29 protein-coding genes are annotated in these 25,048 nt (G+C 65.9%); 11 read left to right on the top strand and 18 right to left on the bottom strand.

The features are described 5' to 3' along the window. Positions 1-150 precede the first annotated feature (150 nt). Positions 151-756, top strand: coding sequence for a YdcF family protein (locus tag BJI69_RS16975; protein WP_162200967.1), 606 nt, complete (start codon positions 151-153; stop codon positions 754-756). A 167-nt stretch (positions 757-923) separates the two neighbouring features. On the opposite strand, the gene BJI69_RS16970 is transcribed toward BJI69_RS16975, so the two are convergent. The 3 genes from BJI69_RS16970 to BJI69_RS16960 form a co-directional block, all read right to left on the bottom strand. Continuing rightward, positions 924-1,217, bottom strand: coding sequence for an antitoxin Xre/MbcA/ParS toxin-binding domain-containing protein (locus tag BJI69_RS16970; protein WP_052767062.1), 294 nt, complete (start codon positions 1,215-1,217; stop codon positions 924-926). A gap of 78 nt (positions 1,218-1,295) precedes the next feature. After that, positions 1,296-1,610, bottom strand: coding sequence for a hypothetical protein (locus BJI69_RS16965; protein ID WP_046966661.1), 315 nt, complete (start codon positions 1,608-1,610; stop codon positions 1,296-1,298). Positions 1,611-1,706: 96 nt separating this feature from the next. After that, the gene (locus BJI69_RS16960; protein WP_046966660.1) at positions 1,707-2,066 is read right to left on the bottom strand and encodes a hypothetical protein; all 360 of its coding nucleotides are present in this window, start codon (positions 2,064-2,066) and stop codon (positions 1,707-1,709) included. 114 nt (positions 2,067-2,180) lie between these two features. On the opposite strand from BJI69_RS16960, the gene BJI69_RS16955 reads away from it, so the two are divergent. Continuing rightward, positions 2,181-2,546 (top strand): hypothetical protein, encoded by a 366-nt coding sequence (locus BJI69_RS16955; RefSeq protein WP_046966659.1) that lies wholly within the window; start codon positions 2,181-2,183, stop codon positions 2,544-2,546. 1 nt (position 2,547) lies between these two features. Here the strand turns inward: BJI69_RS16955 and BJI69_RS16950 are convergent, their stop codons facing one another. The 3 genes from BJI69_RS16950 to BJI69_RS16940 all read right to left on the bottom strand — a co-directional run bounded on the left by BJI69_RS16950 (position 2,548) and on the right by BJI69_RS16940 (position 6,928). After that, a complete protein-coding gene (locus BJI69_RS16950) occupies positions 2,548-3,378 on the bottom strand; it encodes an aldo/keto reductase (protein WP_046966658.1) in 831 nt (276 codons plus the stop codon). 67 nt (positions 3,379-3,445) lie between these two features. After that, positions 3,446-4,705, bottom strand: coding sequence for a flavodoxin-dependent (E)-4-hydroxy-3-methylbut-2-enyl-diphosphate synthase (ispG, locus tag BJI69_RS16945; protein ID WP_046966657.1), 1,260 nt, complete (start codon positions 4,703-4,705; stop codon positions 3,446-3,448). A 300-nt stretch (positions 4,706-5,005) separates the two neighbouring features. Then, complete coding sequence (locus tag BJI69_RS16940; RefSeq protein ID WP_181016722.1) at positions 5,006-6,928, bottom strand: acetyl-CoA hydrolase/transferase C-terminal domain-containing protein; 1,923 nt, start codon at positions 6,926-6,928, stop codon at positions 5,006-5,008. 38 nt (positions 6,929-6,966) lie between these two features. Here BJI69_RS16940 and BJI69_RS16935 point away from each other — a divergent pair, with 38 nt between their 5' ends. Continuing rightward, entirely contained in the window at positions 6,967-8,430 is a 1,464-nt protein-coding gene (locus BJI69_RS16935) for a phospholipase D-like domain-containing protein (RefSeq protein ID WP_046966655.1), read from the top strand. 140 nt (positions 8,431-8,570) lie between these two features. Here BJI69_RS16935 and BJI69_RS16930 read toward each other — a convergent pair whose 3' ends face one another. The 3 genes from BJI69_RS16930 to BJI69_RS16920 are packed head-to-tail and all read right to left on the bottom strand — an operon-like array spanning position 8,571 to position 10,950. Then, positions 8,571-8,864 carry a DUF6587 family protein gene (locus BJI69_RS16930; protein WP_046966654.1) on the bottom strand — a complete coding sequence of 98 codons (294 nt, stop codon included), beginning with the start codon at positions 8,862-8,864 and terminating at the stop codon, positions 8,571-8,573. Then, positions 8,861-10,708 (bottom strand): ferrous iron transporter B, encoded by a 1,848-nt coding sequence (gene feoB / locus BJI69_RS16925; protein ID WP_046966653.1) that lies wholly within the window; start codon positions 10,706-10,708, stop codon positions 8,861-8,863. The genes BJI69_RS16930 and feoB overlap by 4 nt, the downstream gene beginning before the upstream one ends. Beyond that, positions 10,705-10,950, bottom strand: a complete 246-nt coding sequence (locus BJI69_RS16920; RefSeq protein WP_046966652.1) for a FeoA family protein — start codon at positions 10,948-10,950, stop codon at positions 10,705-10,707. Before BJI69_RS16920 ends, feoB begins: the two co-directional genes overlap by 4 nt. 142 nt (positions 10,951-11,092) lie before the next feature. Between BJI69_RS16920 and BJI69_RS16915 the strand changes: the two genes are divergently transcribed. Continuing rightward, positions 11,093-11,878, top strand: coding sequence for an enoyl-CoA hydratase-related protein (locus tag BJI69_RS16915; RefSeq protein ID WP_046966651.1), 786 nt, complete (start codon positions 11,093-11,095; stop codon positions 11,876-11,878). A gap of 185 nt (positions 11,879-12,063) precedes the next feature. Here the strand turns inward: BJI69_RS16915 and BJI69_RS16910 are convergent, their stop codons facing one another. Then, positions 12,064-12,546, bottom strand: coding sequence for a glutathione peroxidase (locus tag BJI69_RS16910; RefSeq protein WP_046966650.1), 483 nt, complete (start codon positions 12,544-12,546; stop codon positions 12,064-12,066). Between the two features lie 104 nt (positions 12,547-12,650). On the opposite strand from BJI69_RS16910, the gene BJI69_RS16905 reads away from it, so the two are divergent. From BJI69_RS16905 to BJI69_RS16895, 3 genes are all read left to right on the top strand, one after another. Then, positions 12,651-13,655, top strand: coding sequence for a methionine ABC transporter ATP-binding protein (locus tag BJI69_RS16905; RefSeq protein ID WP_046966649.1), 1,005 nt, complete (start codon positions 12,651-12,653; stop codon positions 13,653-13,655). Next, positions 13,652-14,326: a methionine ABC transporter permease gene (locus BJI69_RS16900; protein ID WP_046966648.1), complete on the top strand. Its 675-nt coding sequence runs from the start codon at positions 13,652-13,654 to the stop codon at positions 14,324-14,326. The genes BJI69_RS16905 and BJI69_RS16900 overlap by 4 nt, the downstream gene beginning before the upstream one ends. A gap of 79 nt (positions 14,327-14,405) precedes the next feature. After that, the gene (locus BJI69_RS16895; RefSeq protein WP_046966647.1) at positions 14,406-15,218 is read left to right on the top strand and encodes a MetQ/NlpA family ABC transporter substrate-binding protein; all 813 of its coding nucleotides are present in this window, start codon (positions 14,406-14,408) and stop codon (positions 15,216-15,218) included. Here BJI69_RS16895 and pncB read toward each other — a convergent pair. After that, a complete protein-coding gene (pncB, locus tag BJI69_RS16890) occupies positions 15,188-16,390 on the bottom strand; it encodes a nicotinate phosphoribosyltransferase (RefSeq protein WP_046966646.1) in 1,203 nt (400 codons plus the stop codon). The genes BJI69_RS16895 and pncB overlap by 31 nt on opposite strands. Beyond that, complete coding sequence (locus BJI69_RS16885) at positions 16,387-16,770, bottom strand: thioredoxin family protein (protein WP_052767061.1); 384 nt, start codon at positions 16,768-16,770, stop codon at positions 16,387-16,389. Before BJI69_RS16885 ends, pncB begins: the two co-directional genes overlap by 4 nt. Before the next feature lie 132 nt (positions 16,771-16,902). On the opposite strand from BJI69_RS16885, the gene BJI69_RS16880 reads away from it, so the two are divergent. Continuing rightward, entirely contained in the window at positions 16,903-17,397 is a 495-nt protein-coding gene (locus BJI69_RS16880) for a hypothetical protein (RefSeq protein ID WP_046966645.1), read from the top strand. Positions 17,398-17,457: 60 nt separating this feature from the next. After that, positions 17,458-18,261, top strand: a complete 804-nt coding sequence (locus BJI69_RS16875; protein ID WP_046966644.1) for a cytochrome c — start codon at positions 17,458-17,460, stop codon at positions 18,259-18,261. 186 nt (positions 18,262-18,447) lie between these two features. Here the strand turns inward: BJI69_RS16875 and BJI69_RS16870 are convergent, their stop codons facing one another. The 3 genes from BJI69_RS16870 to BJI69_RS16860 are packed head-to-tail and all read right to left on the bottom strand — an operon-like array spanning position 18,448 to position 21,129. Then, positions 18,448-19,476, bottom strand: coding sequence for an aminopeptidase (locus tag BJI69_RS16870; protein ID WP_046966643.1), 1,029 nt, complete (start codon positions 19,474-19,476; stop codon positions 18,448-18,450). Between the two features lie 37 nt (positions 19,477-19,513). Beyond that, positions 19,514-20,053, bottom strand: a complete 540-nt coding sequence (locus BJI69_RS16865; RefSeq protein ID WP_046966642.1) for a cytochrome b — start codon at positions 20,051-20,053, stop codon at positions 19,514-19,516. Further along, entirely contained in the window at positions 20,050-21,129 is a 1,080-nt protein-coding gene (locus BJI69_RS16860; RefSeq protein ID WP_046966641.1) for a catalase family peroxidase, read from the bottom strand. The genes BJI69_RS16865 and BJI69_RS16860 overlap by 4 nt, the downstream gene beginning before the upstream one ends. A gap of 143 nt (positions 21,130-21,272) precedes the next feature. Between BJI69_RS16860 and BJI69_RS16855 the strand changes: the two genes are divergently transcribed. Both BJI69_RS16855 and BJI69_RS16850 read left to right on the top strand, forming a co-directional pair. Then, complete coding sequence (locus BJI69_RS16855) at positions 21,273-21,788, top strand: RNA polymerase sigma factor (protein WP_046966640.1); 516 nt, start codon at positions 21,273-21,275, stop codon at positions 21,786-21,788. Next, positions 21,785-22,546, top strand: a complete 762-nt coding sequence (locus tag BJI69_RS16850) for an anti-sigma factor family protein (RefSeq protein WP_046966639.1) — start codon at positions 21,785-21,787, stop codon at positions 22,544-22,546. Before BJI69_RS16855 ends, BJI69_RS16850 begins: the two co-directional genes overlap by 4 nt. A gap of 109 nt (positions 22,547-22,655) precedes the next feature. Here the strand turns inward: BJI69_RS16850 and lolD are convergent, their stop codons facing one another. The 3 genes from lolD to BJI69_RS16835 form a co-directional block, all read right to left on the bottom strand. Continuing rightward, positions 22,656-23,348 (bottom strand): lipoprotein-releasing ABC transporter ATP-binding protein LolD, encoded by a 693-nt coding sequence (gene lolD, locus BJI69_RS16845; RefSeq protein WP_046966638.1) that lies wholly within the window; start codon positions 23,346-23,348, stop codon positions 22,656-22,658. Next, positions 23,341-24,582 carry a lipoprotein-releasing ABC transporter permease subunit gene (locus tag BJI69_RS16840; protein WP_046966637.1) on the bottom strand — a complete coding sequence of 414 codons (1,242 nt, stop codon included), beginning with the start codon at positions 24,580-24,582 and terminating at the stop codon, positions 23,341-23,343. Before BJI69_RS16840 ends, lolD begins: the two co-directional genes overlap by 8 nt. Positions 24,583-24,680: 98 nt before the next feature. Further along, positions 24,681-25,043, bottom strand: a complete 363-nt coding sequence (locus BJI69_RS16835; protein WP_046966636.1) for a hypothetical protein — start codon at positions 25,041-25,043, stop codon at positions 24,681-24,683. Between the last annotated feature and the right edge of the window lie 5 nt (positions 25,044-25,048).

Raw genomic sequence — 25,048 nt, 5'->3', positions numbered from 1 at the left:
AAGTGCGCCATGCTTTGCTCCCGCGCGAAACGAGGACGACAGGCTTTGGCGATAGCGACGGACATCGTCGGACGACTGACCCATCCTGCGGTCCAGGCACTTCTGCTGGCAGTCCTGTCGACGGCCCTCGTGCTATGGCGGCGGCCCCGCATGGCCGTACTGTCCGCGACGATCGCCCTGGCCTGGATCTGGGTCGCCTCCACGCCGGCGCTCGCCCTGTCCCTGCGCGAGGGACTGGCGACGGCAACCGCCCCCTCCCCGCCACACGCCGACGCGATCGTCGTACTCGGGGGCGGCAAGCTGCCCGTGTCCGACTGGTCGCGGACCACCACACGTGCCGGCCGCGGGCTGACTCTCTGGCGTGACGGCCTTGCACCGGTACTGCTCGTCTCGGGCAGCGATCAGGCCGACGAGCTGGCGCGGGGATTTGCCCTGTCAGGTGTCCCCGACGTCGACCTGCGCGTGGAAGGCAGCAGCGTGAATACCCACGAGAACGCACGCAATTCAGCCGTCATCCTCAAGGCCGATGGCCTGTCCGATGTACTTCTGGTCACCTCGGCGATTCATATGCGCCGCGCCGCCGGCTCGTTCCGGCACGAGGGCATCGCCGTGACGCCCGTGGCGGCGGATGACGGCCACGCCAGGCTCGTCGACGCCCCCGCGTGGCTACCGCGGCGCGACGCCCTGACCCTCACCGCCCGTTGCCTGCGCGAATACCTCGCCCTCTGGGTCTACCACCGCCGCGGCTGGATCTAATAGAAACATGTAAGAGCCGATTCATCGGCGATGGATACATGTGGGAGCCGATTCATAGGCGAATGGTAAATAAACCGCTGCCCAGCAGCGCTCCACCCAGGTTGCTTGCCTCGCCCCCCCACACCGAACCAAGAGCATCGCCGATAAATCGGCTCCCACACCAGCGGTCAAAGCGCAGCGACAATCCCCAGCTGCTTCAGCACCACCTGCTCCCACACCCCATCCAGGTCGCCATCCGCCAGCATGTCGTAGGCGTTGCGGCCGGAGAACGCTCTTTGCGGCATAACCAGCCAACGGGCCGCCCGATGACGGTCGCCCACGCACGACACGACCAGCTGGGCCAGCGGGGGGTGGTGACTCTCCAGGGCATCCAGGGCCTGCTCGATCACCGCCTCGCGGGCGTCGTGCAAGCGCGTCAGCTCCGAGGCCAGCTCGGCATAGGTAGGTGCTTTCATCGACATGGTGCGGCTCCCCGAAGGCTATGGGGGAACGCTAGCGTTGCCGGCCGGCGCCACGCTTGTACGCCTATGAGGCGACTTCTAGGGATCGCCGGTTTCGATCTGGAGCGAGGTTTTGCCGTCACGACGTACCAGGCCGGGGCCGAACTGGACGACTTTCGCGTCCTTCAGCACGACGGTGTAGTCCTTATGGGAGAACGAGAATCGTCCCGGACGGCGGTCGATCCAGCTCATCACCTCGAAACCGACCATGTTCCGGTCCGAATCGGGCGGGCCCAGGTGGTCGATCACTTCGTCCCGAGGGGTGCCGACTTCCAGTCGGGCAATCTTCGAGGACATCCCCGCGCAACCGGCCAGGCCGGCCGTCAGCAGGGCCACGGCGATCGCTCGTTTCATCCTCACTCCCGTCCAGGTGCGGCACCGCCGGATGGTAGCGCACTGGCGCAAAACCGTGCGACTCCCATGCCGGGAATGCCGTTTATGGGCTGCCGCTCAGCGGTGGACCGTCGATGCCGCCGCCGGCGCGACCATCGGCGATGCTGCCTGGCCAACCGGACGCCCGTGCGGGTCCAGCGTATGGCCCTGGGCATCGACATCGTGCGTATTGGCGTTCTGCACGCGCTGCGTCACTCCGGGACGACCGGGCTTGACAGGAGCCAGGCCGCGCTCGGTGGCTCCGGCGTCCGACGCGGGCTGCACCGGCATGGCCGCCGGGTTGGCCTGTCCCGGCATCGGTGCGGCGGCGGGGTTCGTCCCCGGTGTCGCGGCCGGCGCGGATGTCGGAACCGACTGGCCGATGGCCGCCGACGAGAGAAACAACAGGGCCGAAAGACAGGAAGATCGCAGATGCATCGAAGGCTCCGGGCGCATCGCGGGAGCGACGCTCATGGCGGCCACGCTAGCCCGGCGGATGTGAAGCCTTCGCGTCCCTGCTAGGCTGATCCGATCCCATTCCGGAGACATCCGATGCTGCTTGCCCTCGCTTTTGCCCTCGCCGCCGACAGCGGTTTCGACGCCCGCGTCCAGGCCGCCAAGGCGCTGGAAAAGAACGCCGAGGGCAAGGCCTGGCAGGGCGCGTTGTGGGACAAGATCGGCAACCCGGCCACGGATGCGCTCAAGGACTGCATCGCCAGCAACAGCCCGGCGGACAAGACGCCCTTCACCATCGTTGCGACGATCGACGCGAAGGGCCGCTCCAGCGACGTGGCAGTCCAGCCGGAAACCCCGGTGGCGAAATGCTTCACCGGCCAGTTTGCCGTCTGGACCCTCCCGCCGCCGCCGAAGAAGCCGGCGCCCTACCCGTTCGAGATCGACGTCTCGATGGGCAAGTAAGTCAGTTCAGCTGATCCGGATGCGGGCCCATGCGGTTGCCCGCATCCAGCGCATCGATCGCCTTCATCTCGTCCGCCGACAGCTCGAAATCGAACACGTCGATGTTGGCCTTGATGCGTTCGGGCGTGACCGACTTCGGGATCACCATGTGCCCGAGTTGCACATGCCAGCGAATGACCACCTGGGCCGGCGTCTTTCCGTGCTTCTTGCCGATCGCAATAAGCGCTTCGTTCTTCAGCAGATCGCCGCCCTGGCCGAGCGGGCTCCACGATTCGGTGATGATCTTCAGCTTGGTGTTCGCCGCGACGACATCATTCTGGGCGAAGTCCGGGTGCAGTTCGATCTGGTTGACCACCGGCACCACACCGGTTTCCTTCACCAGGCGCTCGAGATGCGCCGGCTGGAAATTGGACACGCCGATCGAGCGGATACGGCCTTCGTCGCGCAGACGAATGAACGCCTTCCAGGTATCGATGTAGAGATCGCGCTTGGGCGTCGGCCAGTGGATCAGGTACATGTCGACGTAGTCGGTGCCCAGCTTTGCCAGGCTGGCGTCGAAGGCCTTCAGCGTGCTGTCGAAGCCCTGCTCGGCATTCCACAGCTTGGTCGTGAGAAAGATATCGCCACGTGCGACGCCGGAGCGCTCGATACCCTGGCGCACGCCCGCTTCGTTCTTGTAGATCGCCGCGGTATCCAGCGAGCGATAGCCTGCGGCCAACGCACTGGCGACGGCATCGGCGGTTTCGCCGTCGGGAATCTGGAAAACACCGAAGCCGAGCTGCGGAGCCTTGTTGCCATCGTTGAGGTCGAGGACCGGAACGGAAGAAGTCATGCCTTTGTCTCCTGCGGGGAACCGCCGGTAATGATGCCGGACGGCCCCGCATTCAAGGCGTGATGGCTCAGTCGCCGCGCGCGGCGTAGTGCGTTTCGACGTAGTTATCGAGAATGCCGACGAACTCGTCGGCGATGTTATCGCCGCGCAGGGTCATCGCTTTTTCACCGTCGATGAACACCGGTGCGGACGGTGCCTCGCCGTTGCCGGGCAACGAAATGCCGATGTTCGCGTGCTTGGATTCACCCGGGCCGTTGACGATGCAGCCCATCACCGCGAGGGTGAGGTTTTCCACACCGTCGTACTTCACCCGCCACACCGGCATCTGCTCACGCACATGCTCCTGCACGGTCTTGGCCAGTTCCTGGAAGAACTCGCTGGTGGTACGACCACAACCCGGACACGCGGTGACGAGTGGCGTAAAGGCACGCAGGCCCATGGTCTGCAGCAACTCCTGCGCCACGATGACTTCGGCCGTGCGCGACTGGCCCGGCTCCGGCGTCAGCGAGATGCGGATGGTGTCGCCGATGCCTTCCTGGAGCAGCACGCCCAGCGCCGCGCTGGAGGCCGTGATGCCCTTGGAACCCATGCCGGCTTCGGTCAGCCCGAGGTGCAGCGCGTAGTCGGCGCGGCGGGCGAGATCGCGATACACGGCAATCAGCTCCTGCACGCCGGAGACCTTGCAGGAGAGAATGATGCGGTTGCGTGCAAGGCCGAGGTCTTCCGCGCGCGCCGCCGAATCCAGCGCCGAACGGATCAGGGCCTCGCGTGCCACGTGGCCGGCATCCCACGGATTGGCGCGGGTCGCATTCTCGTCCATCAGGGAAGCGACCATGCTCTGGTCCAGCGAGCCCCAGTTCGCACCGATGCGCACCGGCTTGTCGTAGCGGATCGCCATCTCGATGATCGAGGCGAACTGGGCGTCCTTCTTCTTGCCGAACCCGACATTGCCCGGATTGATCCGGTACTTCGCCAGTGCCTCGGCGCAGGCCGGCTCGCCTTCCAGCAGCTGGTGGCCGTTGTAGTGGAAGTCGCCGATCAGCGGCACCGAGACGCCCATCATGTCCAGGCGTTCGCGGATGCGCGGCACGGCCGCGGCGGCGGCCGGGGTGTTCACCGTGATGCGGACCATCTCCGACCCCGCGCGGGCCAGCTCGGCGACCTGCTTGGCGGTCGAGACGGGGTCCTCGGTGTCCGTATTCGTCATGGACTGGACGACGATGGGCGCACTGCCACCCACCTGGACACGGTCGACGATCACACCCGTGCTGGGGCGGCGGGACGCGGCTTCCGCGGGACGCGGGCGGCTATGGAGGTCTTCGGTCATAGCCGCGCATTTTAGCGCATTGCCATGACCGCCCGCAGACTAGCGCGGCAGCCGATTTTGGTAGGAGCCGATTCATCGGCGAATGGGTGCTCGCGGGAAACTGGCCCCTGTGGGAGCCGATTCATCGGCGAACGGGCGCTCGCGGGAAACTGGCCCCTGTGGGAGCCGATTCATCGGCGAATGGGTGCTCGCGGGAAACTGGCCCCTGTGGGAGCCGATTCATCGGCGAATGGGTGCTCGCGGGAAACTGGCCCGCTGCCGCGGGATCGCCGATAAATCGGCTCCCACAAAAATCGGCTCCTACCCGAGTCCGGGAGGGCGGCGCAGGGCGGCCTGCACGAGCCGCCGCTCCAACCTTTCCCGCCACGAGGCGGGCCTGGTCAGCCCCATCCGCTCCAGCGCTTCCGCCTCGCCGGCCACCGCCCGACCCGGGGCAAGGGCCGCCCGCACCAGGGCGCCCTTCCCCGCATCCCGCAGCCAGCTCAGCGCCGGCAGCAACTGCTGCTCCACCTCGGTAAAGTCGGACCCGAACGGGAACGGCGCCAGCAGGCCACGCCGACGCATCGGCTCGAGCGCCCTCGCCAGCCCTTCGGGCGTATGCGAACGCCAGCCCTCCGGCACACGGAAATCCGCCCGCAGCTTGCCGGCCTTCTTCGCCTCCGCCGCCAGCCCATCGACGAACCGCGCATCCGCGATCGAGAGCATCGCTTCCACGCAAGCCTCATCGGACAGGCCGCGCAGGTCGGCCACCCCGTACTCGGTGACGAAGACATCGCGCAGATGTCGAGGAATGGTCGTATGCCCATAGCCGAAGCGGATATTCGACACCGCGCGGGCGCCCTTGCCGCGCGTCGCCCGTAACAGCAGGATCGACCGCCCGCCGGCAATCTCGTGCGCCATCGCCACGAAGTTGTACTGACCGCCCACGCCGCTCACGACGCGCCCGTCGTCGAGGCCGTCCGAGACAGCGGCACCGAACAGCGTCGCCATCATGCAGGTGTTGAAGAAGCGCGCCCCTCGTCGCTGCAAGGCGGCCAGCGGCTGGTGATCCCCGTAGAGATGGTTGACGTTGGACACACGGCACATGTCGATCGCATCCGGATCGTCGATCTCCGAGCGGTGCATCCAGGCGTACAGCTCACGCGAACCGAGCAGGAAGGCGCCACGAAGGTAATGGCCGCCGGTGGTCCCCACCTCCTCGCCCGCCGCGGCGCGCCGCTCGACGGCGATGTCGTCGTAAGCGCGTCGGCGCAGGATGCCCGCGCGCTGCAGGTGCATGAAGCCATCCATGACCATCTCGCTGGCCCCGTACAGCCCGCGCAGGAAGGTGTCGCCGCCGCCCCAGGCGGCCAGGTAGCGGCGCGTCGCACCGGTTTCGTCCAGCGCGGTCAAACCCTCGTGCCACGACGCGTTCTGCTCATGGCGCAGCAAGATCGCGCGAACCAAGGCATCCGACAGCGCGCCGATACCGATCTGCAGCGTCCCTTCGTCCACGACCAACGCGCTGGCGTGCATCCCCAGCGCGAACTCGGCCGGCTCGATCGGCGAGCGTGGCAGGGCGAAGAGCGGCGGCGACACCGGCGGCATCACCAACCGGTCGAACATGTCCTCCGGCGCTTCGGCGTGGCCACTCACATAGGGCATGTCCGGATGTGCTACCGCGACACACAGCGGCTTGGGCATACCGGCCCGCGCCACGTTATCCAGGAAGTCGAAGCTCAGGTCAGGATTGGACGAAAGGCTGATCCGGCCGTCGCGCACGGCCACCAGCTGGACCAACACATTGATCTGGCGGGCCACCAGATCTCGGGCGACATGCGTGTAGTTCTGGCTGATGTAGTCGCGCTGGGCGGCCGACGAATCCAGCAACGCACCGGACTGCATATAGAACTCATGGACGTGCACGTTCGATGGCAGCGCGTCGCGCGCCTGGACCAGCGCGTATTCCAGGTCTTCGTAAGCCGGGCCGAAATGACGCTCGATGAAGGGAGCCGCGAAACGCGCCGCCAGACCCTTGCCCGGAGACGGCCGCGTCAACGAAAGCGCCGTGAAGATCGTCAACGAACGATCGTCCCGCCCCTGCACCGCGCGGTAGAGCGCATTGAGCAAGCCGTGGGGCTTGCCCAGGCCGAGCGGCGCCGCGATACGGGGGTGCCCGCCGGCGTGCGCGATGATCGCCTCGACGGCGGCGGCAGTGTCGTTGTCACACGGAATCGATGCCATGCGGGCGATCATGCCAGATGCCGATACACTCGCCCCCCATGAACGTACGTCACCGCAGCACCGGATTTTCCAACCGCCTGTTCGCCGAGCAGGCGCTGAGCCGAAGCGCCGGCGCGCCACTGATCGGCGGCAACGCGGTCGAACTGCTGATCGACGCGCGTGCTCATTTCGACGCGTGGCTGGCCGCGATCGCGGCCGCGAAGCGCCATGTGTTCCTCGAGAACTACATCATCCGTGACGACAGCATCGGCCAGGCCTTCCGTGCGGCCCTGATCGAGCGGGCCCGGGCCGGCGTCTTCGTCGCCGTCATCGGCGACTGGGTCGGCTGCCTCGGCCAGTCACGCGCCTCGTTCTGGAACGACCTCCGCGCCGCGGGCGGTCAGGTGCGGATCTACAACCCGCCGCGCCTTGGCAGCTCCTTCGGCTGGGTCAGCCGCGATCACCGCAAGGTACTCGTCGTCGACGGTGAGGTGGGCTTTCTCTCCGGCGTCTGCCTGAGCGAGAAGTGGCTGGGCGACCCGGGGCGGGACGTGCCGCCATGGCGTGACACCGGCGTCGTGATCCGCGGCCCGGCCGTGGCGGAAATCGAACATGCTTTCGCCGACAGCTGGCAACAGGTGGGTGAGCCGCTACCCGACGACGAACGCGTGCGACCGACCGCCGAGGCCAGGGATGCCGGCAGCGTGTCGCTGCGCCTGATCGCCACACAGCCCAGCACGGCCGGCATGTACCGACTGGACCAGATGGTCGCCGCCATGGCGACAAAGACCTTGTGGCTCACCGATGCCTATTTCGTCGGCGTCGCACCCTATGTGCAAGCGCTGGCCGCGGCCGCGCGCGATGGCGTGGACGTGCGCCTCCTTGTCCCGGGCAGCAGCGATATCCCGATGGTCGCCGGCATGTCGCGCTCGGGCTATCGCCCGCTGCTGAAGGCCGGTATCCGCGTGTTCGAATGGAACGGTTCGATGCTGCACGCGAAGACGGCCGTGGCCGACGGCCGCTGGGCCCGCGTCGGTTCGTCCAATCTCAACATCGCCAGCTGGCTGAGCAATCGCGAGATCGACGTAGCAATCGAGGACAACGGCTTCGCCGGGAAGCTCGAGGCGCAATACGAGGCCGACCTCGAAAACGCCACGGAAATCCTCTTGCGCGGGCGTCGTCGTCGCTCCGGCAACGAGCGGATGCGCAGCCGCGCGCCACGCCCTCCGCGGCCACGACACACCGGCGGCAGCTCCAGTCGCGCGGCAGCCGGCGCGCTGCGCCTGGCCAACACCGTCGGCGCGGCCCTGACCGAACATCGCGTGCTTGGCGATACGGAAACCGGCCCGTTGCTCGCCGGTGCACTCACGGCGATCGTGCTGACCGTCGTCGCCATCCTGTGGCCGGCCGTGATCGCCTGGCCGCTAGCGCTGATCGGCGCCTGGTTTGCGGTGAACCTCTCGGTAAGCTGGTGGACGCTACGGTCGAAACGCAAGCGCTCCGCACCCGATGAGAACAGGTAGGAGCCGATTCATCGGCGATCTCGCAACATGTGGGAGCCGATTCATCGGCGAAAAGCCAACGGAGCGGCGACGCTGTAACAGCCATCGCCGATAAATCGGCTCCCACAAGGACCGGCCGGGTCCTACAGAGATCAGTCCAATCAGCCGCGAGGCTTGAAATGCAGCGGCTGCGCCTCGGTCTTCACGGGCGGCGTCGGCCCGCAGCTCCCGCAGGAGCCGCAGCCGTCGCCGCAGCTCCCGGTCGCAGCAGCAGGCTGCACGCGCCGGCCAAGCGAACGCACCACGGCTGACCGACCTTCATGATTGAGGCTGGCCGACACCCGCGCCATCACGCGGGTGGACGTCTTCGGCAGCAGTTTGCGGAAAGCCACGTACGCGGCGGCGATCACGACGAGCGCGATGATCACGCCCTGGACGATATCGAACGTGCTCATGAGAGCGCCCTCGCAATCTGGTACGTGGCGAGCGAGGCGAGATAGGCCAGGCCGAACAGATAGCCGGCCGCGATCGCGACGTTACGCCAGGAATTGGTTTCGCGGCGGATCACCGCCAGCGTCGACATGCACTGCGGCGCGAATACGTACCACGCGAGCAGCGACAGCGCGGTGGCCAGCGACCACTGGTGCGAGATCAGCGGACCGAGCTGTGAGGCGACGGCATCGTCGCTGCCCGACATGGCATAGACCGTACCGAGCGCAGCCACCGCCACCTCGCGTGCGGCGAGGCCCGGCACCAGGGCGACGCAGATCTGCCAGTTGAAGCCGATCGGCGCGAACACGTATTCCAGCAGTCGCCCCAGGCGACCGGCGATGCTGTAATCGATCGCCGGCTGCGTCGCACCCGCCGGTGCGCCGGGGAAGGTGGAGAGGAACCACAACAGCACGGTGAGCGCGAGGATGATGCCGCCGACGCGCTTGAGGAAGATCATCGCGCGTTCCCACAGGCCCAGCGCGATGTCGCGCACGTTCGGCAGGCGGTACGACGGCAGCTCCATGATCAACGCGTGCTCGCTCTTGTCCTTGCGCAGGCGCTTCATCACGAAGGCGACGCCGAGCGCGCTGAAGATGCCGGCGAAGTACAGGGTGAACAGCACCACGCCCTGCAGGTTGAACACGCCCCACACCGCACGATCCGGGATGAAGGCTGCGATCAGCAGCGTGTACACCGGCAACCGCGCCGAGCAAGTCATCAGCGGCGCGACGAGGATCGTGGTCAGGCGATCGCGTGGATCCTGGATGCTGCGCGTGGCCATGATGCCGGGAATGGCACAGGCGAAGCTCGACAGCAGCGGAATGAACGCCCTGCCCGTCAGGCCGACGCGGAACATCATCTTGTCGAGCAGGAAGGCGGCACGAGGCAGGTAGCCTGACTCCTCGAGCACCAGGATGAAGAGGAACAGGATCAGGATCTGCGGCAGGAACACCAGCACCGCGCCGAGGCCGGCGAAGACGCCATCGTTGAGCAGGCTGTGCAGCGCACTGTCGCCGGGCAGGAATCCCGTGACCCAGGCACCGAGACCGGTGATCCCGGCCTGGATGCCGTCCATCACCGGCTGCGCCCAGGAGAACACCGCCTGGAAGATGAAGAACATCAAGGTGGCGAGGATCAGCAGGCCGAACACCGGATGCAGTGCCCAGCGATCGATGGCGTCGTCGATGGCCGAGGTATCCCGCGGCAGGGTCACCGTCTCGGCCAGGATCGAGCGCACTTCGGCGTGCAGTTGCTCGATGCTGGCGCTGTCGACGGCGGCGGGCACGATCTCCGGAATGGAGGCATCGATGCGTTCGATCAGCGCCTGCGCACCTCCGCGCTTGATCGCGATGGTCTCGACCACGGGCACGCCGAGCCGGCGGGACAGGGCCTCGACATCGATGACCATGCCGCGACGGCGCGCGGCATCCATCATGTTCAGGGCCAGCACGACGGGGCGGCCCAGGCGACGGACTTCGAGCACGAAGCGCAGGTGCAGGCGGAGATTGGTCGCGTCCGCGACACAGACGATCAGGTCGGGCGCGGCTTCACCCGGATAGCGACCGTGGCAGACATCGCGCGTGATCGCTTCGTCGGGGCTGGTCGCATCGAAACTGTAGGCACCCGGCAGGTCGAGCACCTGCAACGTGCGCCCGGACGGGGCCGTAAAGCGACCCTCCTTGCGCTCGACCGTGACGCCGGCGTAGTTGGCGACCTTCTGACGACCGCCGGTAAGCTGGTTGAACAGCGCGGTCTTGCCGCAGTTCGGATTGCCGACCAGGGCGATGCGCATCGACGTGGCGCTCATGCGACGCCGTCCACGGACACGTCGACCCGCGCCGCTTCGGTCTTGCGCAGGGCGAACCGCGTCGAGCCGATCTGGATCAGGAGAGGATCGCCGCCGAGCGGGCCACGGGCCACCAGGCGTACCGGTTCACCCGAAACGAAGCCGAGATCGCGCAGGCGTTGGGCGATCGGATCGGCGGGATGGGCATCGGTTACGGTCTGGACCACGGCATGTGCACCTTTCGGCGCGTCTGAGAGGCGCACTGGGCTTACTCAAATAAGAACTGTTCGCATTATATGCCTTTAGGTTATGGCCTGCACATGAAGCAAGAAATCGCCGATAGCAACCTGACAGCAACGACATGGCACACCGTATGATCGCCGCCTACGCATTCCGGAGAGACCGATGTCCGCCGTCGAACTGATCCGCGAGGGTTCCCTCGCCCGCCTGGTCATGAACCGCCCCGAAGTCCACAACGCCTTCGACGACGGCCTGATTGCCGACCTGACCGCCGCGCTGGATGGGATCGAAGCCGATGACGGCATTCTCGCCGTGGTCCTGACCGGCGCGGGGGCGAGCTTCTCGGCGGGCGCCGACCTCAACTGGATGCGCGGCATGGCCAGCGCCAGCGAGGCGGACAACCGCGCGGATTCGCTGCGGCTGGCCACCCTGATGCGCCGCCTGCAGTTTCTTTCCAAGCCGACCGTGGCCCGGGTCAATGGCGCGGCCTTCGGCGGCGGCGTGGGTCTGGTGGCCTGCTGCGACATCGCCGTCGCCAGCGAGGGGGCGAAGTTCGCCCTGTCCGAGGTGAAGCTCGGCCTGGTACCGGCGGTGATCTCGCCGTATGTCATCGCCGCCATCGGCCTGCGCCAGGCACGTCGCCTGTTCATCACCGGCGAGATCTTCGGCAGTGCCGCGGCCCTGGCGATGGGTCTGGTCCACGAGACGGTGCCGGCCGTAGAACTCGATGCCGCCGTCGATCGCGTCGTCGGCCTGCTGGGCAAGGGCGGCCCGATCGCCCAGCACGAGGCCAAGCAGCTGGCGCTCGGCATGGGTGGGATGGACGTCGAGGCCATGCAGGCGGTCGATGCGACCAATGCCGCCCTGATCGCCCGCCTTCGCGTGTCCACCGAGGGTCAAGAAGGCCTCACCGCCTTTCTCGACAAGACCCAGCCGTCCTGGATGCGTTGATCGTCGCGCTTTTGTAGGAGCCGATTTATCGGCGATCCCGCGGCAGCGGGCCAGCCTTTTGTGGGAGCCGATTTATCGGCGATTGGGTGTCCGGCTTCACCGCTCCGTTGGCTTTTCGCCGATGAATCGGCTCCCACATGTCCTCAATTCGCCGATAAATCGGCTCCTACACAAGCCAAAGAACCTCAGCCGAGGACCTTCGGCAGGTCCTTGCCGATCTTCTCCGGGGTATCCGTCGGCGCGTAGCGCTCGACGACCTGCCCGTCGCGGTCGATCAGGAACTTGGTGAAGTTCCACTTGATGCCTTCGGTGCCGAGCAGGCCCTTCTTTTCGGCCTTCATCCAGCGGTATAGCGGGTGCGCGTTGTCGCCGTTTACCTCGATCTTCGAGAACATCGGGAAGCTCACGTCGTAAGTGAGCGAACAGAAGTTGCGGATCTCGGCCTCATCGCCCGGTTCCTGATGGCCGAACTGATCGCAGGGAAAGCCAAGCACCTCGAAGCCCTGTCCGGCGAACTGCTTCTGCAACTCCTCCAGGCCCTTGTACTGCGGCGTGAAGCCGCACTTGGACGCGACGTTAACCACCAGCAGCGCCTTGCCGCGGTACTCGGCGAGCGACCGTTCGTTGCCGTCGATGTCGCGGGCGGAAAAATCGTAGATGGCAGTCATGCGCGTCTCCCTACGTGGTTGGAATGCCCGGAGTCTACCCCCGTGGCGCCGGCCGTGGCGCGGCTTGGGCTACCATGAGCGCTTTCGTCCCATCCGGAACCCCCGTGATCCGTTTCGCCGCCGCTTCCAAGTCCTATCGGGTCGACGGAGCACTCGTTCCCGCCCTCGAGCCCGTCGATCTGGTGATCGAGCGCGGTGAAGTCTTCGGCATCATCGGCCACTCGGGCGCCGGCAAGTCGACCATGCTGCGCCTGATCAACCTGCTGGAACGGCCGAGTGCCGGCCGCATCTTCATCGAAGACCGCGACGTCACCGATGCCCAGGGCAGCGAACTGCGCAAGCTACGCGCCGGCATCGGCATGATCTTCCAGCACTTCAACCTGCTCTCGTCGCGCAGCGTGGCCGACAACGTCGCCTTTCCGCTGCGTATCCAGGGGGGCGTCTCCGAGGGCGAGATCACCGCTCGCGTCGACGAACTGCTCGAACTGGTCGGCCTGACCGCGCATGCGCGGAAGTATCCGGCCCAGCTGTCCGGCGGCCAGAAACAGCGCGTCGGTATCGCACGCGCGCTGGCCAGCCGGCCGTCCATCCTGCTTTGTGACGAAGCCACCAGCGCGCTCGATCCGCAGACCACCGCGTCCGTGCTGGAGCTGCTCGCGGATATCAACCGTCGCCTCGGCCTGACCATCGTCCTCATCACGCACGAGATGGACGTGATCCGCCGCGTCTGCGACCGGGTCGCGGTCCTCGAGGCCGGCCAGGTGGTCGAGATGGGCGCCGTGGCCGATGTCTTCCTGCATCCGCAACACCCGACGACGCGTCGCTTCGTCGCCGAGGCCGATCACCGCGAAGGCCACGGCCCCGAGTTCTCGGGTGTCGCCGGCCGCCTGTTTCGTCTCTCGTTCCGCGGCGAAGCCACGTATTCGCCGGTGCTCTCGAACGTCGTCCGTGACACGGGTGTCGAGTACAACCTGCTGTCGGGTCGCGTCGACCGCATCAAGGACACCCCGTACGGGCAACTCACCCTGGCCATGAACGGCGAACGCGTCGAGGATGCGCTCGCGCAGATCCGCAACGCCGGTGTCGATATCGAAGAGGTGGCCCGATGAGCCCCATGCAGACGCTTTTCCCCAACATCGACTGGGCCGAAATCGGCCAGGCCTGCATCGACACCCTGCTGATGCTCGGCGGTTCGCTACTGTTCACCGTGGTGCTCGGCCTGCCGCTGGGCATCTGGCTGTTCCTCACCGCGCGCGGGCAACTGCATGCGAAGCCGAAGCTCTACGGCGTGCTGTCGCTGGTCGTCAACGTGTTGCGCTCGGTGCCCTTCATCATCCTGATGATCCTGCTGATCCCGGTGACCAAGGCGATCACTGGCGTGAGCATCGGCATCCGCGGCGCCATCGTCCCCCTGGTGATCGGTGCGGCTCCCTTCCTTGCCCGACTGGTGGAGACCGCGCTGCGCGAGGTCGATCGCGGCGTGATCGAGGCCAGCCAGGCCATGGGTGCGACCACCCGCCAGATCGTGACGCGCGTGCTCCTGCCCGAGGCCCGGCCTGGCCTGATTGCCGGTGCCACGGTCACCGCCGTCGCCCTGGTCGGCTATACGGCCATGGGCGGCATCGTCGGCGCCGGCGGTCTCGGCGCGCTGGCCTACCAGTACGGCTATAACGGCTACAAACCCGATTACATGCTTGTCACCGTGGCCCTGCTGGTCGTCCTCGTGCAGATCCTGCAATCGCTCGGCGATCGCCTGGTAACCCGCTATAGCCGTCGCTGAACGGCAGCGGGGCCGCCTTTGCATCCGGCGGTATGGACGTCTATGCTGGCGCACCGCAACATAAGCCACGGACGCCTCCATGAAGAAGTACCTGCTCCCCCTCGCCGCCGCCCTCGCCATCCTCGTGGCGGGCTGTTCGCAGGGTGATGGCGGCAGCAAGGACGGCTCCGCCGAGGCGACGCTCACGATCGCAGCCACGCCCGTGCCGCACGCCGAGATCCTCAAGGAGATCAAGCCGCTGCTGGCCAAGCAGGGCGTGAACCTCGATATCAAGGTATTCACCGACTACGTGCAGCCGAACATGCAGGTCGCGCAGAAGCAGATCGACGTCAACTTCTTCCAGACCGAGCCCTACCTCGACGCGTTCAACAAGGAACGCGGCACCGACCTGGTCAAGGTCGTCGGCGTGCACATCGAGCCGTTCGGCGCGTACTCGCGCAAGTTCAAGTCCATCGACCAGCTGCCCGACGGCGCCAACGTCGTGATCCCGAACGATCCGAGCAACAACAGCCGCGCACTGCTGTTGCTGGCCAAGCATGGCCTGATCACGCTGAAGAATCCGAACGACCGCCTGGCCACGCTCAAGGACGTCGCGACCAACCCGAAGAACCTCAAGTTCCGTGAGCTCGAGGCGGCGATGCTGCCGCGCGTGCTCGACGAAGTCGACCTTGCGCTGATCAACACCAACTACGCCCTCGCCGCCGGCATGAATCCGGTGAAGGACGCCCTGTTGATCGAAGACAAGGATTCGCCGTACGTGAACTTCCTCGTCTCGCGTCCGGACAACAAGGACGACCCGCGCGTGCAGAAGCTCGCCGCCGCCCTCACCTCGCCCGAGGTGAAGGCGTTCATCGAGAAGAACTACGCCGGTGCGGTGTTGCCGGCGTTCTGAGCCGGCAAGCCGAACACCTTGCGCAGGTAGGACACGTACTCCAGATCGTCGCTCATGTTCTTGCCCGGTGAGTCGGACAGCTTCGCCACCGGCTGGCCGTTGCAGCGGGTCATCTTGATCACGATGTTGAGCGGCGTCGGCCCGACGTCGTTCGTCAGGTTGGTGCCCACGCCGAAGGAAAGCTGGCAACGGCCTTCGAAGTGCGAGTACAGGTCCATCACCCGCGGAACGTCGAGGCCGTCACTGAAAACGAGGGTCTTCGAACGCGGGTCGACACGATTGTGCACATAGTGCGCAAGCACCCGGTCACCCCAGACGAAGGGATCGCCCGAATCGTGTCGCGCGCCATCGAACAACTTGCAGAAGTACATGTCGAAGTCGCGCAGGAAGGCGTCGAGACCGTAGACGTCCGATAGTGCGATACCGAGATCGCCACGGTATTCGCGGGCCCAGGCTTCGAGCGCCGCGGTTTGCGAATCGCGCAGGCGCGGCCCCAGCGACTGGAAAGCCTGCAGGTATTCATGCGCCATGCTGCCGATCGGCACCAACCCCTGGCGCATCGCAAACCAGACATTGCTGGTGCCGGCCAGATGGGTACCCCATTCGGCCTTCATGATCTGCAGTGCCTCGTCGTGCCAGGCACGCGAGAAACGCCGACGTGTACCGTAATCCGCGATGCGTACGCGTTCGAAGCCCTTCGTATCGCGCAGCAGGGCAATCTTGGCGCGCAGGCGCGCCCTGCCCTCGTCGAGATCGGCGTCGGGATGATTCGCCGCGAAATAGAGCTCGTTGACGATCGCCAGCAGCGGCACCTCGAACATGATCGTGTGCAGCCACGGACCGGTGATTACGATGTCGATCTCGCCGGCGTGCTCGGTCGACGGGGCAATCGTCACGTAGCGGGCGTTGAGATGGAACAGGCCAAGGAAGTCGACGAAGTCGCTGTCGATGAAACGCAGGGTGCGCAGGTAGGCCAGTTCATCGTCCGCGAAACGCAGCGAGCAGAGATGGTCGAGTTCCTCGCGGATGCGCGTCACCAGCGGCACCAGATCCACGCCGGGCGTGCGACAACGGAAACGGTATTCCACCTGCGCCGCCGGATACTGGTGCAGCACCACCTGCATCATCGTGAACTTGTAGAGGTCGGTATCGAGCAGCGACTGGATGATCATGCGCTGGCACCCGTCAAACCGATTTGCTTGTTCACCGCGTCGATGAACGGCTGCGTGCCGGGCCAGGCGGTGATCCGGCCAAGCTTCTTGCCACGATGGAACAGGAAGAAGGCCGGGATGCCGTGGAGACCGAAGCGCGTGCCCATCGTCGGATCGTCGTAGACGTTGTCATGCAGCCAGCGCACCTCGGGCCAGACGAAACGCTCGCTGGTCAGCAGGATCTGGCGCTTGGCGATATCGCAGTTGGGGCAGTCGCGGCCCCATAGGAAAAGGATGGTGATGCGGTTGTCGTCCACCGCGAGATCGGCATCGAGATCCGCATTGACGACACGCGTCATCGGAAAGCGTTCGAAGAACTCGGGGACAGTGGTGTCGGCCATGGGGAAATCCGTGATCGTGTCGAGGTCCCGACATGGGGCCGCGCAGGCGATAAACCGAGGGTACCGCGACAAAGCGCCATCTGCCCTTCGAGGCGGTATGCTGGTCCAGCCAGGATCAAGGAAGACCGCGACATGACGCTAAGACACCATCGAACCGTGGTCATCGCTGTCGCCCTGGCGTTGTTCGCGGCCAGTCTTTTCTTGCCTGCTGAGACCTTTATCACTCACGTTGCGCCCGATCATACCGCTGGCCGCATTGAGACGATGCCCGGTTGGTTCTGCGCAGGCTTTGGTTGGATTGGCGTCATTTTCCTTCAACCCGCCGCCATGGGCTGGCTGGCCAACATTTCATTCTTCGCCGCGATTTTCAGCTACGCCGAGGGTCGGCATGTTCGGTCGATGATCCTGAGTGGCATATCGATTCTCATCGCTGTCGTTTTCTTTCGCGTATCGGTGTCCGACCCCATGCCCGTGTTGTTCACCGGCCAGGCCGACGTGATGAATCGACCCAGGGCACTCATTGGTTTCTACGTCTGGATCGCGGCCTTCGCTACATTCTTCCTGGCATCCTGGTTCTCGGTGTCGAAACTTGTGTGGCCAATACATACGCCGACCGCTGACGGATGAATTGACATCGTGAGAGCGCCGCGACACCTTGTCGCCTCGTCATGCCCTAAGGATCCCGCCGTGCGTCTGCTGACCGGATTGCTGTTCGCCCTCTGCGCGACCCCGAGCCACGCCGCCACGCTGAGCGTGGATACAGGGCATGGCACGCGCACGCTGACGACCGAGCAGCTTCTCGCGCGCCCCGATGCACGCGATATCTCCGTGCCGGGCGACGTCGCCTACCACCGCAGCATGCGCTACCGCGCGGTGCCGATGAAAGCCCTCCTGGAGGGCGTCGCTGCCGCATCGCATCTGCAGTTCACGGCGAAGGACGGCTTCACAGCAGAGATTCCGGCAAGCCTCATCTTCGATGCTCATGGGGCCGAAGCGTGGCTGGCCGTCGAACCGACCGGCAAATCCTGGCCTGTCCTCGGCGACGGCAAACCGAGTGCCGGGCCGTTCTACCTGGTCTGGCTGCATCCGGAAGCCGGTCACGTCGGCCCTGAGCAATGGCCCTATCAGGTCGCGACGATCAAGGTCCTCGGCGATCCGGCCTCGCGCTTCCCGGCCATGCAGCCCGCCGCCGACCTGCCGAAGGATGCGCCGGCGCGACGGGGTTTCGCCGTGTTCCAGCGCAACTGCATCACCTGCCACACCCTCAACGGGCAAGGCGATGCGAAGCTCGGTCCTGACCTCAACATTCCGCACAGTCCCACCGAGTATCTGCGCGACGACATGCTGCGCACCCTGGTCCGCAATCCTCAGGACATGCGCCACTGGCCCCAGGCGAAGATGCCCGGCTTCGACCGGCAAACGCTCTCGGACTCCGACCTCGACGACCTCGCCGCCTACCTCAAACACATGGCCACCCGAAAAGCCCACTGACCGGCCTTGGGGGACTGACCAGCCTTGGGTGGGTGCCTTTGTGGGAGCCGCTTCAGCGGCGATAGGGTGCTCGCGATAACCTCGCCCGCTGCCGCGGGATCGCCGATAAATCGGCTCCCACAGGGGACAGCACAGGGACAGCACAGGGGACAGCAAAGGGGACAGCAAAGGGGACAGCGCCGGCTCCTACCGAGCCAGGGCCTTCAGCTGCCGGGTGCGCTCGTCGGGCGTCAGCTTCGCCAGGGCCGCCACCTTCGCGAAAAACGTCGGCCAAGCCCGCCCCGACTGCTCGAACAGCGTCGCGAACGACGCGGTCCACGTATCGTAAAGCCCGAACGGGAGCAGTGAGGCGTTGTTCAACGGCCGCGCCATCCAGCGGTCATAGCGATGGTCGCCGCCCGCCTCACCCGCGCGCCAGACCAGATACCGCCCACGAAAATCCTCGAACTCCTCGGCCTTGGCGACGCGCTTGGCATCGTCCGCCCAGGGCTGCGCATAGATCGCCTTCAGCCGGTCGCGTAACGCGAGCACCTGGCCGGTAAACGCATGATCGAGCGCATCGCCCTTCGCGTCGGGCGGTGGCAGCTGTCGCGCCTGCCGCCACTCGCGCACACCTTCCTGCTCGACGAAGCTCGCGTATGACTCGTTGAACGACGAATCGTCCTTGACGTAGATCTTCTGGTGCGCGAGTTCGTGAAAGATCGTGCCGACGAGTTCGTCGTCGTCCCAACGCATCATGCTGCTGAGGATGGGATCGGCGAACCAGCCCAGGGTCGAGTACGCCGGTACTTCGCCCACGGCGACGTCATGGCCGAGCGCTCGCTCACGGCCCGCTTCACGATCGGCGAGATCCTTGCGAAAAAAGCCCCTGTAAGCCACGCAGCCCGCGATAGGAAAGCAGTGCGTCACGGCGGCCACGGAAAGCTCGGGCGTGGCAAACACGTTCCACGCCACCCACGGCCGGTCCAGTTGCACGTAGTAGGTGTAGCTGCGGTTATCCGGCAGATCGAGACGGGCCGAGGCAAAGCGACGTGCCTCGATCGCGAGCTCCAGTCGCTGACGGGTCGTGTCCGGGGTCTTCGGATCGGCCACGACCTTGTCGATGGAGCGGCGCTGCGCGAGCAGCGCCGCCTGGCCATGGGTCACGTGCGCGTAGTAGCCGAGTGAGCGGCAACCGGCAAGGACGGTGATCAGGGCGAACAGGGCATAGCGCATGCCTGCATTGTGCCTGCAACGCGTGCCCTACCCCTCCTCAGTCGTTCGAGCCGCCCGTCATCGACTGCAAGACACCGTCGCGACGAATCAGACCGTGCATCAGGGCCGCCCCCATGTGCGCGAGGAAGGTCAGGAAGAACAACCAGGCGAGATAACGGTGCGCTTCCCGCAGCCACGCGTACAAGGCCGGACCCGCCGGCAGGATGGGTGGCAGCTGGAAGCCGGACCACAGCGTCACCGGGAAGTTACCCGCCGAAAGCATGCCCCAGCCGATCAGGGGCATGAGGATCATCAGGCCGTAGAGCATCCAGTGCGAGCCATGCGCAGCGAGCTTCTGCCACTCGGGCATGTCCGCCGGCAGCGGCGGCGCCTTGTGCGTGAGGCGGAAGCCGAGTCGGATCAGGGCGAGGATGAAGATCGTGATGCCCAGCGGCCGGTGGATGGACAGCAGCCAGGCATGCTTCGCCTCGACGCTGGTGACCATGCCCGCACCCACGAACAGCATCGTGAGGACCATGATCGACATCAGCCAGTGCAAGACACGGGCGAAGGGGTGGAACGTGTCGACGCGGCTCATCGCTGATCCTCCTTCGGGTGGGCGGTACCGGGGAGATGCCCTTCCTCACCGGTGCGACGCAGATAGGACACCGCATAGGCCGCCGAACGGGCGACGATGATGGGGTCGCCGGAAATCTCGATACCGTGCGGCAGGATCGTCGGATCGTAATTGACGTCGCGGCAGGGGCCATTCGCCTGAGGCTGCGCGCTATCGATCACGACCACACCCGCGTCGATCGTCTGCCGGTCGTCCGGCCACGCCTTCGTGGCGTCGTCGACCGGGTCGCCAGGCGCGGCGAGGATCATCTGCAGGTGCCAGCGCACAGGCCCCTGGGCCAGGCGCCGGGTCAGGTCGGCATCGAGGTAGTCGGTGTCGCCCGCCGCGGGTCCACCGTCGCCGGCGACCGGCGTTTCGGGCACGACCTTCCAGCGGACGGCATGACGCTCGCCGTTCGCGTCGCGTAGGTAGAACGCGTTGATGCTCTGGTAGGTCTCGTCGACGTAGCTGGGCGCCGGCTTCGCCGTCTTGATCCAGCCAAGGAAGGGACCGGTTTCCGGATGGCTCATGAAGAAGGCCTTGGCCTTGTCCGGATTCGGCTTGCCGGTGGCCGGATCCGGGCTCGTCGCCACGGTCAGGTCATAGAACGCCTGCGGCGTGGAGACCGGGAACACCGGCATCGCGTTCATGCCCGTGCGCCACTGCTCGCCATCGGCAAGATCGAATCGCAGGGCGAAGCTGCGGATCGGTACGCTGCTGTCGGCGGCGTAGGGGTTACCACCCGGCAACGCCAGGCGCCCCACGACCGGTGTGCGACCACTGGCGAACAACGGCGACGACGAATACTTGGCCAGCGCACCGCTGGCCTCGAAGTAACCACCGACGCAGATGCCCTTCGCATGGTTCCGGCGATAGCCGGGATGTTCGCCGCTACTGGCCTGTAGCGCATCGACGACACGCTTCGGGGTGAGGCGCGACGGCGTCAGCCACCCGCCCACATAGGCAAAGGCCGCGGCGGCGGCTACGACGACAAGGCCTATCAGTGCCCAGCGCCCGGCCACATTGGCCGGCGGGGGTCGCTTCTTGGGTTCTTGCATGGTCCTGCTCCTTCTCGCGGGATCGCGTTTCCAGTGTGGGACGTACGTCCACGACTTTTATTCCATTCCGGGGGAATATTTCCTCCCGAACGGCGTCTGATAGTGATGGACCGTGATGGAACGCCCAGGTGAAGAGGCCCGGCATGCCCGATCCGCGAATCGATGAAGCCCTCAGACCGATGCTGCCGCGTTTGCGGCGCTTCGCGCTGTGGCTTGCTCGTGACCCCTTCGCGGCGGACGATCTGGTTCAGTCGACGGTCGAGCGCGCCCTCTCGAAATGGGCGTCTCGCCGTGAAGACGAGAGTCTGCGCGCCTGGCTGTTTGCGATCTTGTACCGCCTGTTCCTGGATGGAAAGCGCCGCGCCACCCGTTATGCCCGGTTCCTCGGCAGCTTGCACGAGGACGAGCCGACCTGGCCCTCGGCCGAACGCGTCGCCATCGCCAACTCCACGCTGGCCGCCTTCGCCAGCCTGCCGGTGGAACAGCGCAGCCTGTTGCTCTGGATCACGGTCGAGGGCATGAGCTACCAGGAAGTGGCCGACATTCTCGAGATCCCCATCGGCACCGTCATGTCCCGTCTCTCCCGCGCCCGCCGCGCCCTGCGCCTGCTCGGCGAGGGCGGCAGTACCGAAGCCCCTCCCCTGCGACTGCTGAAATGAACACCACGCCTCCCAGCGAACACGACATCCACGCCTACGTCGACGGCCACCTCGACGGTGTACGTCGTGGCGAAGTGGAGCGTTACCTCAGCCGCCACGCCGAGCACGCCGAGGAAGTGCACGCATGGCGCCAGGATGCCCAGCAACTGCGCACCCTGCTGGCTGGGGATCTCGGTACGGCGCCCTCCCTCGAGGCTGCCCTGGACCCGGTCGTCATCCGCAACCGGCGGCACCATCGTCGCGTAAGCCGGGTGGCGATGGCCGCTGGCCTGGTCCTGTGCCTGGCGCTGGGCGGTATCGGTGGCTGGGCCGCACGCGGCATGGGCACCGGCGCCATCGCGCCGATGGCGGACGCCATGCAGGCCTACCAGCTCCTCGCCGTGGATCACGGCGTGGGCATGGACATCACCACCGGCAATGAAGGCGATCTGCGTGCCTGGCTGGCCGGACGCGTCGGTGCCACCGTGCACCTGCCCGATCTCGCCGACGCCGGCTTCCGTCCCATGGGCGGCCGGCTCTTCGCCACCGACCAGGGGCCGGCGGCGATGGTCCTCTACGACGACGGCAACGGCCATACGGTGAGTTTCTACGTGCGGCCGCCGGGAGCGGCCCGGCGCCTGCTACCCCGCGGCGAGCGCGAGGACAACGGCCTGCTGGCGAATTACTGGTCCGACGGCTGGCATAACTACGCCGTTGTCGCGCTGGCCGACGCGGCCGGCCGGGCCGCCGCACAGCGCGTCGTCACAAGAGCCATCTAGGCATCGCCCGCGCTGTTGTGGGAGCCGATTCATCGGCGATTAGCGTTGCAGCGTCACCGCTCCGTTGGCTTTTCGCCGCTGAAGCGGCTCCCACATGTTCTTAAAAGGGTCAGCGCTCGTGCAGCTCGCCCGAGTGCAGCTCCAGCGTCCGGTCCATGCGACCGGCCAGGCGCGTGTCGTGGGTTACCAGCACGAAGCTCGTGCCGATCTCGTGGTTGAGCTCGACCATCAGCTCGTACACCGCCGCGGCGTTCGCCTCGTCCAGGTTGCCCGTCGGCTCATCGCCGAGCACGCAGGCCGGGCGTGTCACCAGCGCACGCGCCACGGCGCAGCGTTGACGCTCGCCACCGGACATCTCGGCCGGGCGATGACGCAGCCGAGCGCTCAGGCCGACGCGATCGAGCAAGGCCGTCGCCTCTTTCTGCGCCTGCGCGATGGAAACGCCGCGAATGAGCAGCGGCATGCACACGTTCTCCAGGGCGGTGAACTCGGGCAGCAGATGGTGGAACTGGTAGATGAAGCCGAGCGAGCGATTGCGCTCGCGACCGCGTTCGGCATCCGACAACTCGGACAGCACGCGACCGTTGACCTCGACCTTGCCGGCCGTCAGCGTATCCAGGCCACCGATGATGTGCAGCAGGGTCGACTTGCCCGAGCCGGACGCGCCGACAATCGACATGGTCTCGCCGCGACGCAGGGCGAAATTCACATTGGAAAGCACGCCTGTACGCAGGTCGCCTTCCTCGTAGACCTTGGCGACGCCGGTGGCGCGCAGGACGATGTCGTCGTTCGTCTTATTCATAACGGAGCGCCTGGGCGGGCTGCGTGCGCGAGGCACGCCACGCCGGATACAGCGTAGCCAGCAGGGAGAAGATGAAGGTCACCAGCACCACCCAGCCCACGTCGGACCAGAGCAGCTGACTCGGCAATTCGCTGATGTAGTAGACGTCCGGCGAGAGGAAGGTCTGCCCGGTGACGTGCTCGATCCACTTCACGATGGCCGGCAAGTTGAACGAGAGCAGTCCACCCAGGAGCACGCCGAAGCCGATACCGACCACACCGACCAGGATGCCCTGGACCATGAACATGCCCATGATGCTGCGCGGCGTGGAACCCAGCGTACGCAGGATCGCGATATCGGCCTGCTTGTCGGTCACCAGCATCATCAGCATGGAAATGAGGTTGATCACGGCGACCAGGATGATCAGCGACAGGATGACGAACATCACCGTCTTCTCCATGTCGATCGCACGGAAGAAGTTGGCGTGCGTGTCCATCCAGGTTTCGACGCGATAAGCCTGGCCCAGCTTGTTCACCAGCTGCTGGGCGACCGGCCACGCCTGGCGCATGTCGTCGAGCTTGATGCGGATACCGGTCGGGCCTTCGAGGCCATTGAGGCGCTCGGCGTCGGGCATGGAAACCAGCGCGAGGTTCGCGTCGTACTCCTGCATGCCCAGCTCGAAGATACCGCTCACCGTGAAGCTGCGCAGCTTCGGCACCGCACCCATGGGCGTGGCCGTGAACTGCGGCACGACGACGGTGAGCTTGTCACCGACGTTGACGCCCAGCGTGAGGGCCAGCTCGCGGCCCAGGATGATCTTCCAGCTGCGGTCCGTGAGATCGGCCATCTTGCCTTCGACCATGTGCTTGTCGAGGTCGGAGACATTCGGCTCCATCGACGGCACCACGCCGCGGATCAGCGCACCGCTGGGGCGCTTGGCCTGCAGGAAGGCCTGGGTTTCGACGTACGGCGCGGCGCCGAGCACATGCTTGGTGCCCTCGGCCGTTTTCACCGCGGTCTGCCAGTTCTGCACGGTATCGTCGATACCGGACACGGTGACGTGCGACACGGCGCCGAGAATGCGCGTGCGCAGTTCGCTGTCGAAACCGTTCATCACCGACATCACGGTGATCAGCGCCGTGACGCTGATCGCGATGCAGACGATCGACACCGTGGAGATGAACGAGATGAACTGGTTGCGACGCTTGGCGCGCGTGTAGCGCAGTCCGATGAAGAGTTCGAGGGGTCTGAACATACCTGTCGATCGCAGCCTGTAAGAAGGGAGCCCGCCACGAAAGGCATGCACCGCGCGGCAGAGTGCCCGATGCCGCCGGTTCCGGCAAGCTGGCGGCCTCAGCGCGCCGCCGGGAGCCGGGCCCTGAGGACGCGCAAGTGGTCCGCATCGGTGTTGTCGGGAAGCAGGGCCACATGCCCTGCCCGGCCATTCCAGCGAAAATGCAGGAAGACCGAGGTTCCGACCACGCGCGAGGCCACGAGTTCGGCCGGATACGTGCGTCCCGAGCGCTCCCTGACCGTCCAGAGACCGTCGAACGCCCAATCCAGCTGATTCAGGACCGGACTGCGACCATGCGCCGCACGCACGAGCCCGACGGCGGCAATGAGGCCGGCCAGGGCCAAGCGAGCTATCCAGGGCAGCGAGGTGAACAAGGGGGCGATGGTCGCGAGTGCGACGATCAAAAGTACGAAACGACTCAAACGGG

Source organism: Luteibacter rhizovicinus DSM 16549 (assembly GCF_001887595.1).
Classification (GTDB): domain Bacteria; phylum Pseudomonadota; class Gammaproteobacteria; order Xanthomonadales; family Rhodanobacteraceae; genus Luteibacter; species Luteibacter rhizovicinus.
This window is presented reverse-complemented; position numbering and strand designations above follow the sequence as displayed.

Bases quoted from the DNA above. Each gene is read 5' to 3' on its own strand.
- BJI69_RS16855 (WP_046966640.1), top strand. From the start codon at position 21,273: ATGCCCGATCCGCGAATCGATGAAGCCCTCAGACCGATGCTGCCGCGT.
- BJI69_RS16895 (WP_046966647.1), top strand. From the start codon at position 14,406: ATGAAGAAGTACCTGCTCCCCCTCGCCGCCGCCCTCGCCATCCTCGTG.
- BJI69_RS16880 (WP_046966645.1), top strand. From the start codon at position 16,903: ATGACGCTAAGACACCATCGAACCGTGGTCATCGCTGTCGCCCTGGCG.
- BJI69_RS16970 (WP_052767062.1), bottom strand. From the start codon at position 1,217: ATGTCGATGAAAGCACCTACCTATGCCGAGCTGGCCTCGGAGCTGACG.
- BJI69_RS16910 (WP_046966650.1), bottom strand. From the start codon at position 12,546: ATGACTGCCATCTACGATTTTTCCGCCCGCGACATCGACGGCAACGAA.
- BJI69_RS16940 (WP_181016722.1), bottom strand. From the start codon at position 6,928: ATGGCATCGATTCCGTGTGACAACGACACTGCCGCCGCCGTCGAGGCG.
- lolD (WP_046966638.1), bottom strand. From the start codon at position 23,348: ATGAATAAGACGAACGACGACATCGTCCTGCGCGCCACCGGCGTCGCC.
- BJI69_RS16860 (WP_046966641.1), bottom strand. From the start codon at position 21,129: ATGCAAGAACCCAAGAAGCGACCCCCGCCGGCCAATGTGGCCGGGCGC.
- BJI69_RS16850 (WP_046966639.1), top strand. From the start codon at position 21,785: ATGAACACCACGCCTCCCAGCGAACACGACATCCACGCCTACGTCGAC.
- BJI69_RS16840 (WP_046966637.1), bottom strand. From the start codon at position 24,582: ATGTTCAGACCCCTCGAACTCTTCATCGGACTGCGCTACACGCGCGCC.
- pncB (WP_046966646.1), bottom strand. From the start codon at position 16,390: ATGATCATCCAGTCGCTGCTCGATACCGACCTCTACAAGTTCACGATG.
- BJI69_RS16950 (WP_046966658.1), bottom strand. From the start codon at position 3,378: ATGACTTCTTCCGTTCCGGTCCTCGACCTCAACGATGGCAACAAGGCT.
- BJI69_RS16965 (WP_046966661.1), bottom strand. From the start codon at position 1,610: ATGAAACGAGCGATCGCCGTGGCCCTGCTGACGGCCGGCCTGGCCGGT.
- BJI69_RS16870 (WP_046966643.1), bottom strand. From the start codon at position 19,476: ATGCGCTATGCCCTGTTCGCCCTGATCACCGTCCTTGCCGGTTGCCGC.
- ispG (WP_046966657.1), bottom strand. From the start codon at position 4,705: ATGACCGAAGACCTCCATAGCCGCCCGCGTCCCGCGGAAGCCGCGTCC.
- BJI69_RS16930 (WP_046966654.1), bottom strand. From the start codon at position 8,864: ATGAGCACGTTCGATATCGTCCAGGGCGTGATCATCGCGCTCGTCGTG.
- BJI69_RS16975 (WP_162200967.1), top strand. From the start codon at position 151: ATGGCCGTACTGTCCGCGACGATCGCCCTGGCCTGGATCTGGGTCGCC.
- BJI69_RS16955 (WP_046966659.1), top strand. From the start codon at position 2,181: ATGCTGCTTGCCCTCGCTTTTGCCCTCGCCGCCGACAGCGGTTTCGAC.
- BJI69_RS16900 (WP_046966648.1), top strand. From the start codon at position 13,652: ATGAGCCCCATGCAGACGCTTTTCCCCAACATCGACTGGGCCGAAATC.
- feoB (WP_046966653.1), bottom strand. From the start codon at position 10,708: ATGAGCGCCACGTCGATGCGCATCGCCCTGGTCGGCAATCCGAACTGC.
- BJI69_RS16960 (WP_046966660.1), bottom strand. From the start codon at position 2,066: ATGCATCTGCGATCTTCCTGTCTTTCGGCCCTGTTGTTTCTCTCGTCG.
- BJI69_RS16915 (WP_046966651.1), top strand. From the start codon at position 11,093: ATGTCCGCCGTCGAACTGATCCGCGAGGGTTCCCTCGCCCGCCTGGTC.
- BJI69_RS16885 (WP_052767061.1), bottom strand. From the start codon at position 16,770: ATGGCCGACACCACTGTCCCCGAGTTCTTCGAACGCTTTCCGATGACG.
- BJI69_RS16935 (WP_046966655.1), top strand. From the start codon at position 6,967: ATGAACGTACGTCACCGCAGCACCGGATTTTCCAACCGCCTGTTCGCC.
- BJI69_RS16865 (WP_046966642.1), bottom strand. From the start codon at position 20,053: ATGAGCCGCGTCGACACGTTCCACCCCTTCGCCCGTGTCTTGCACTGG.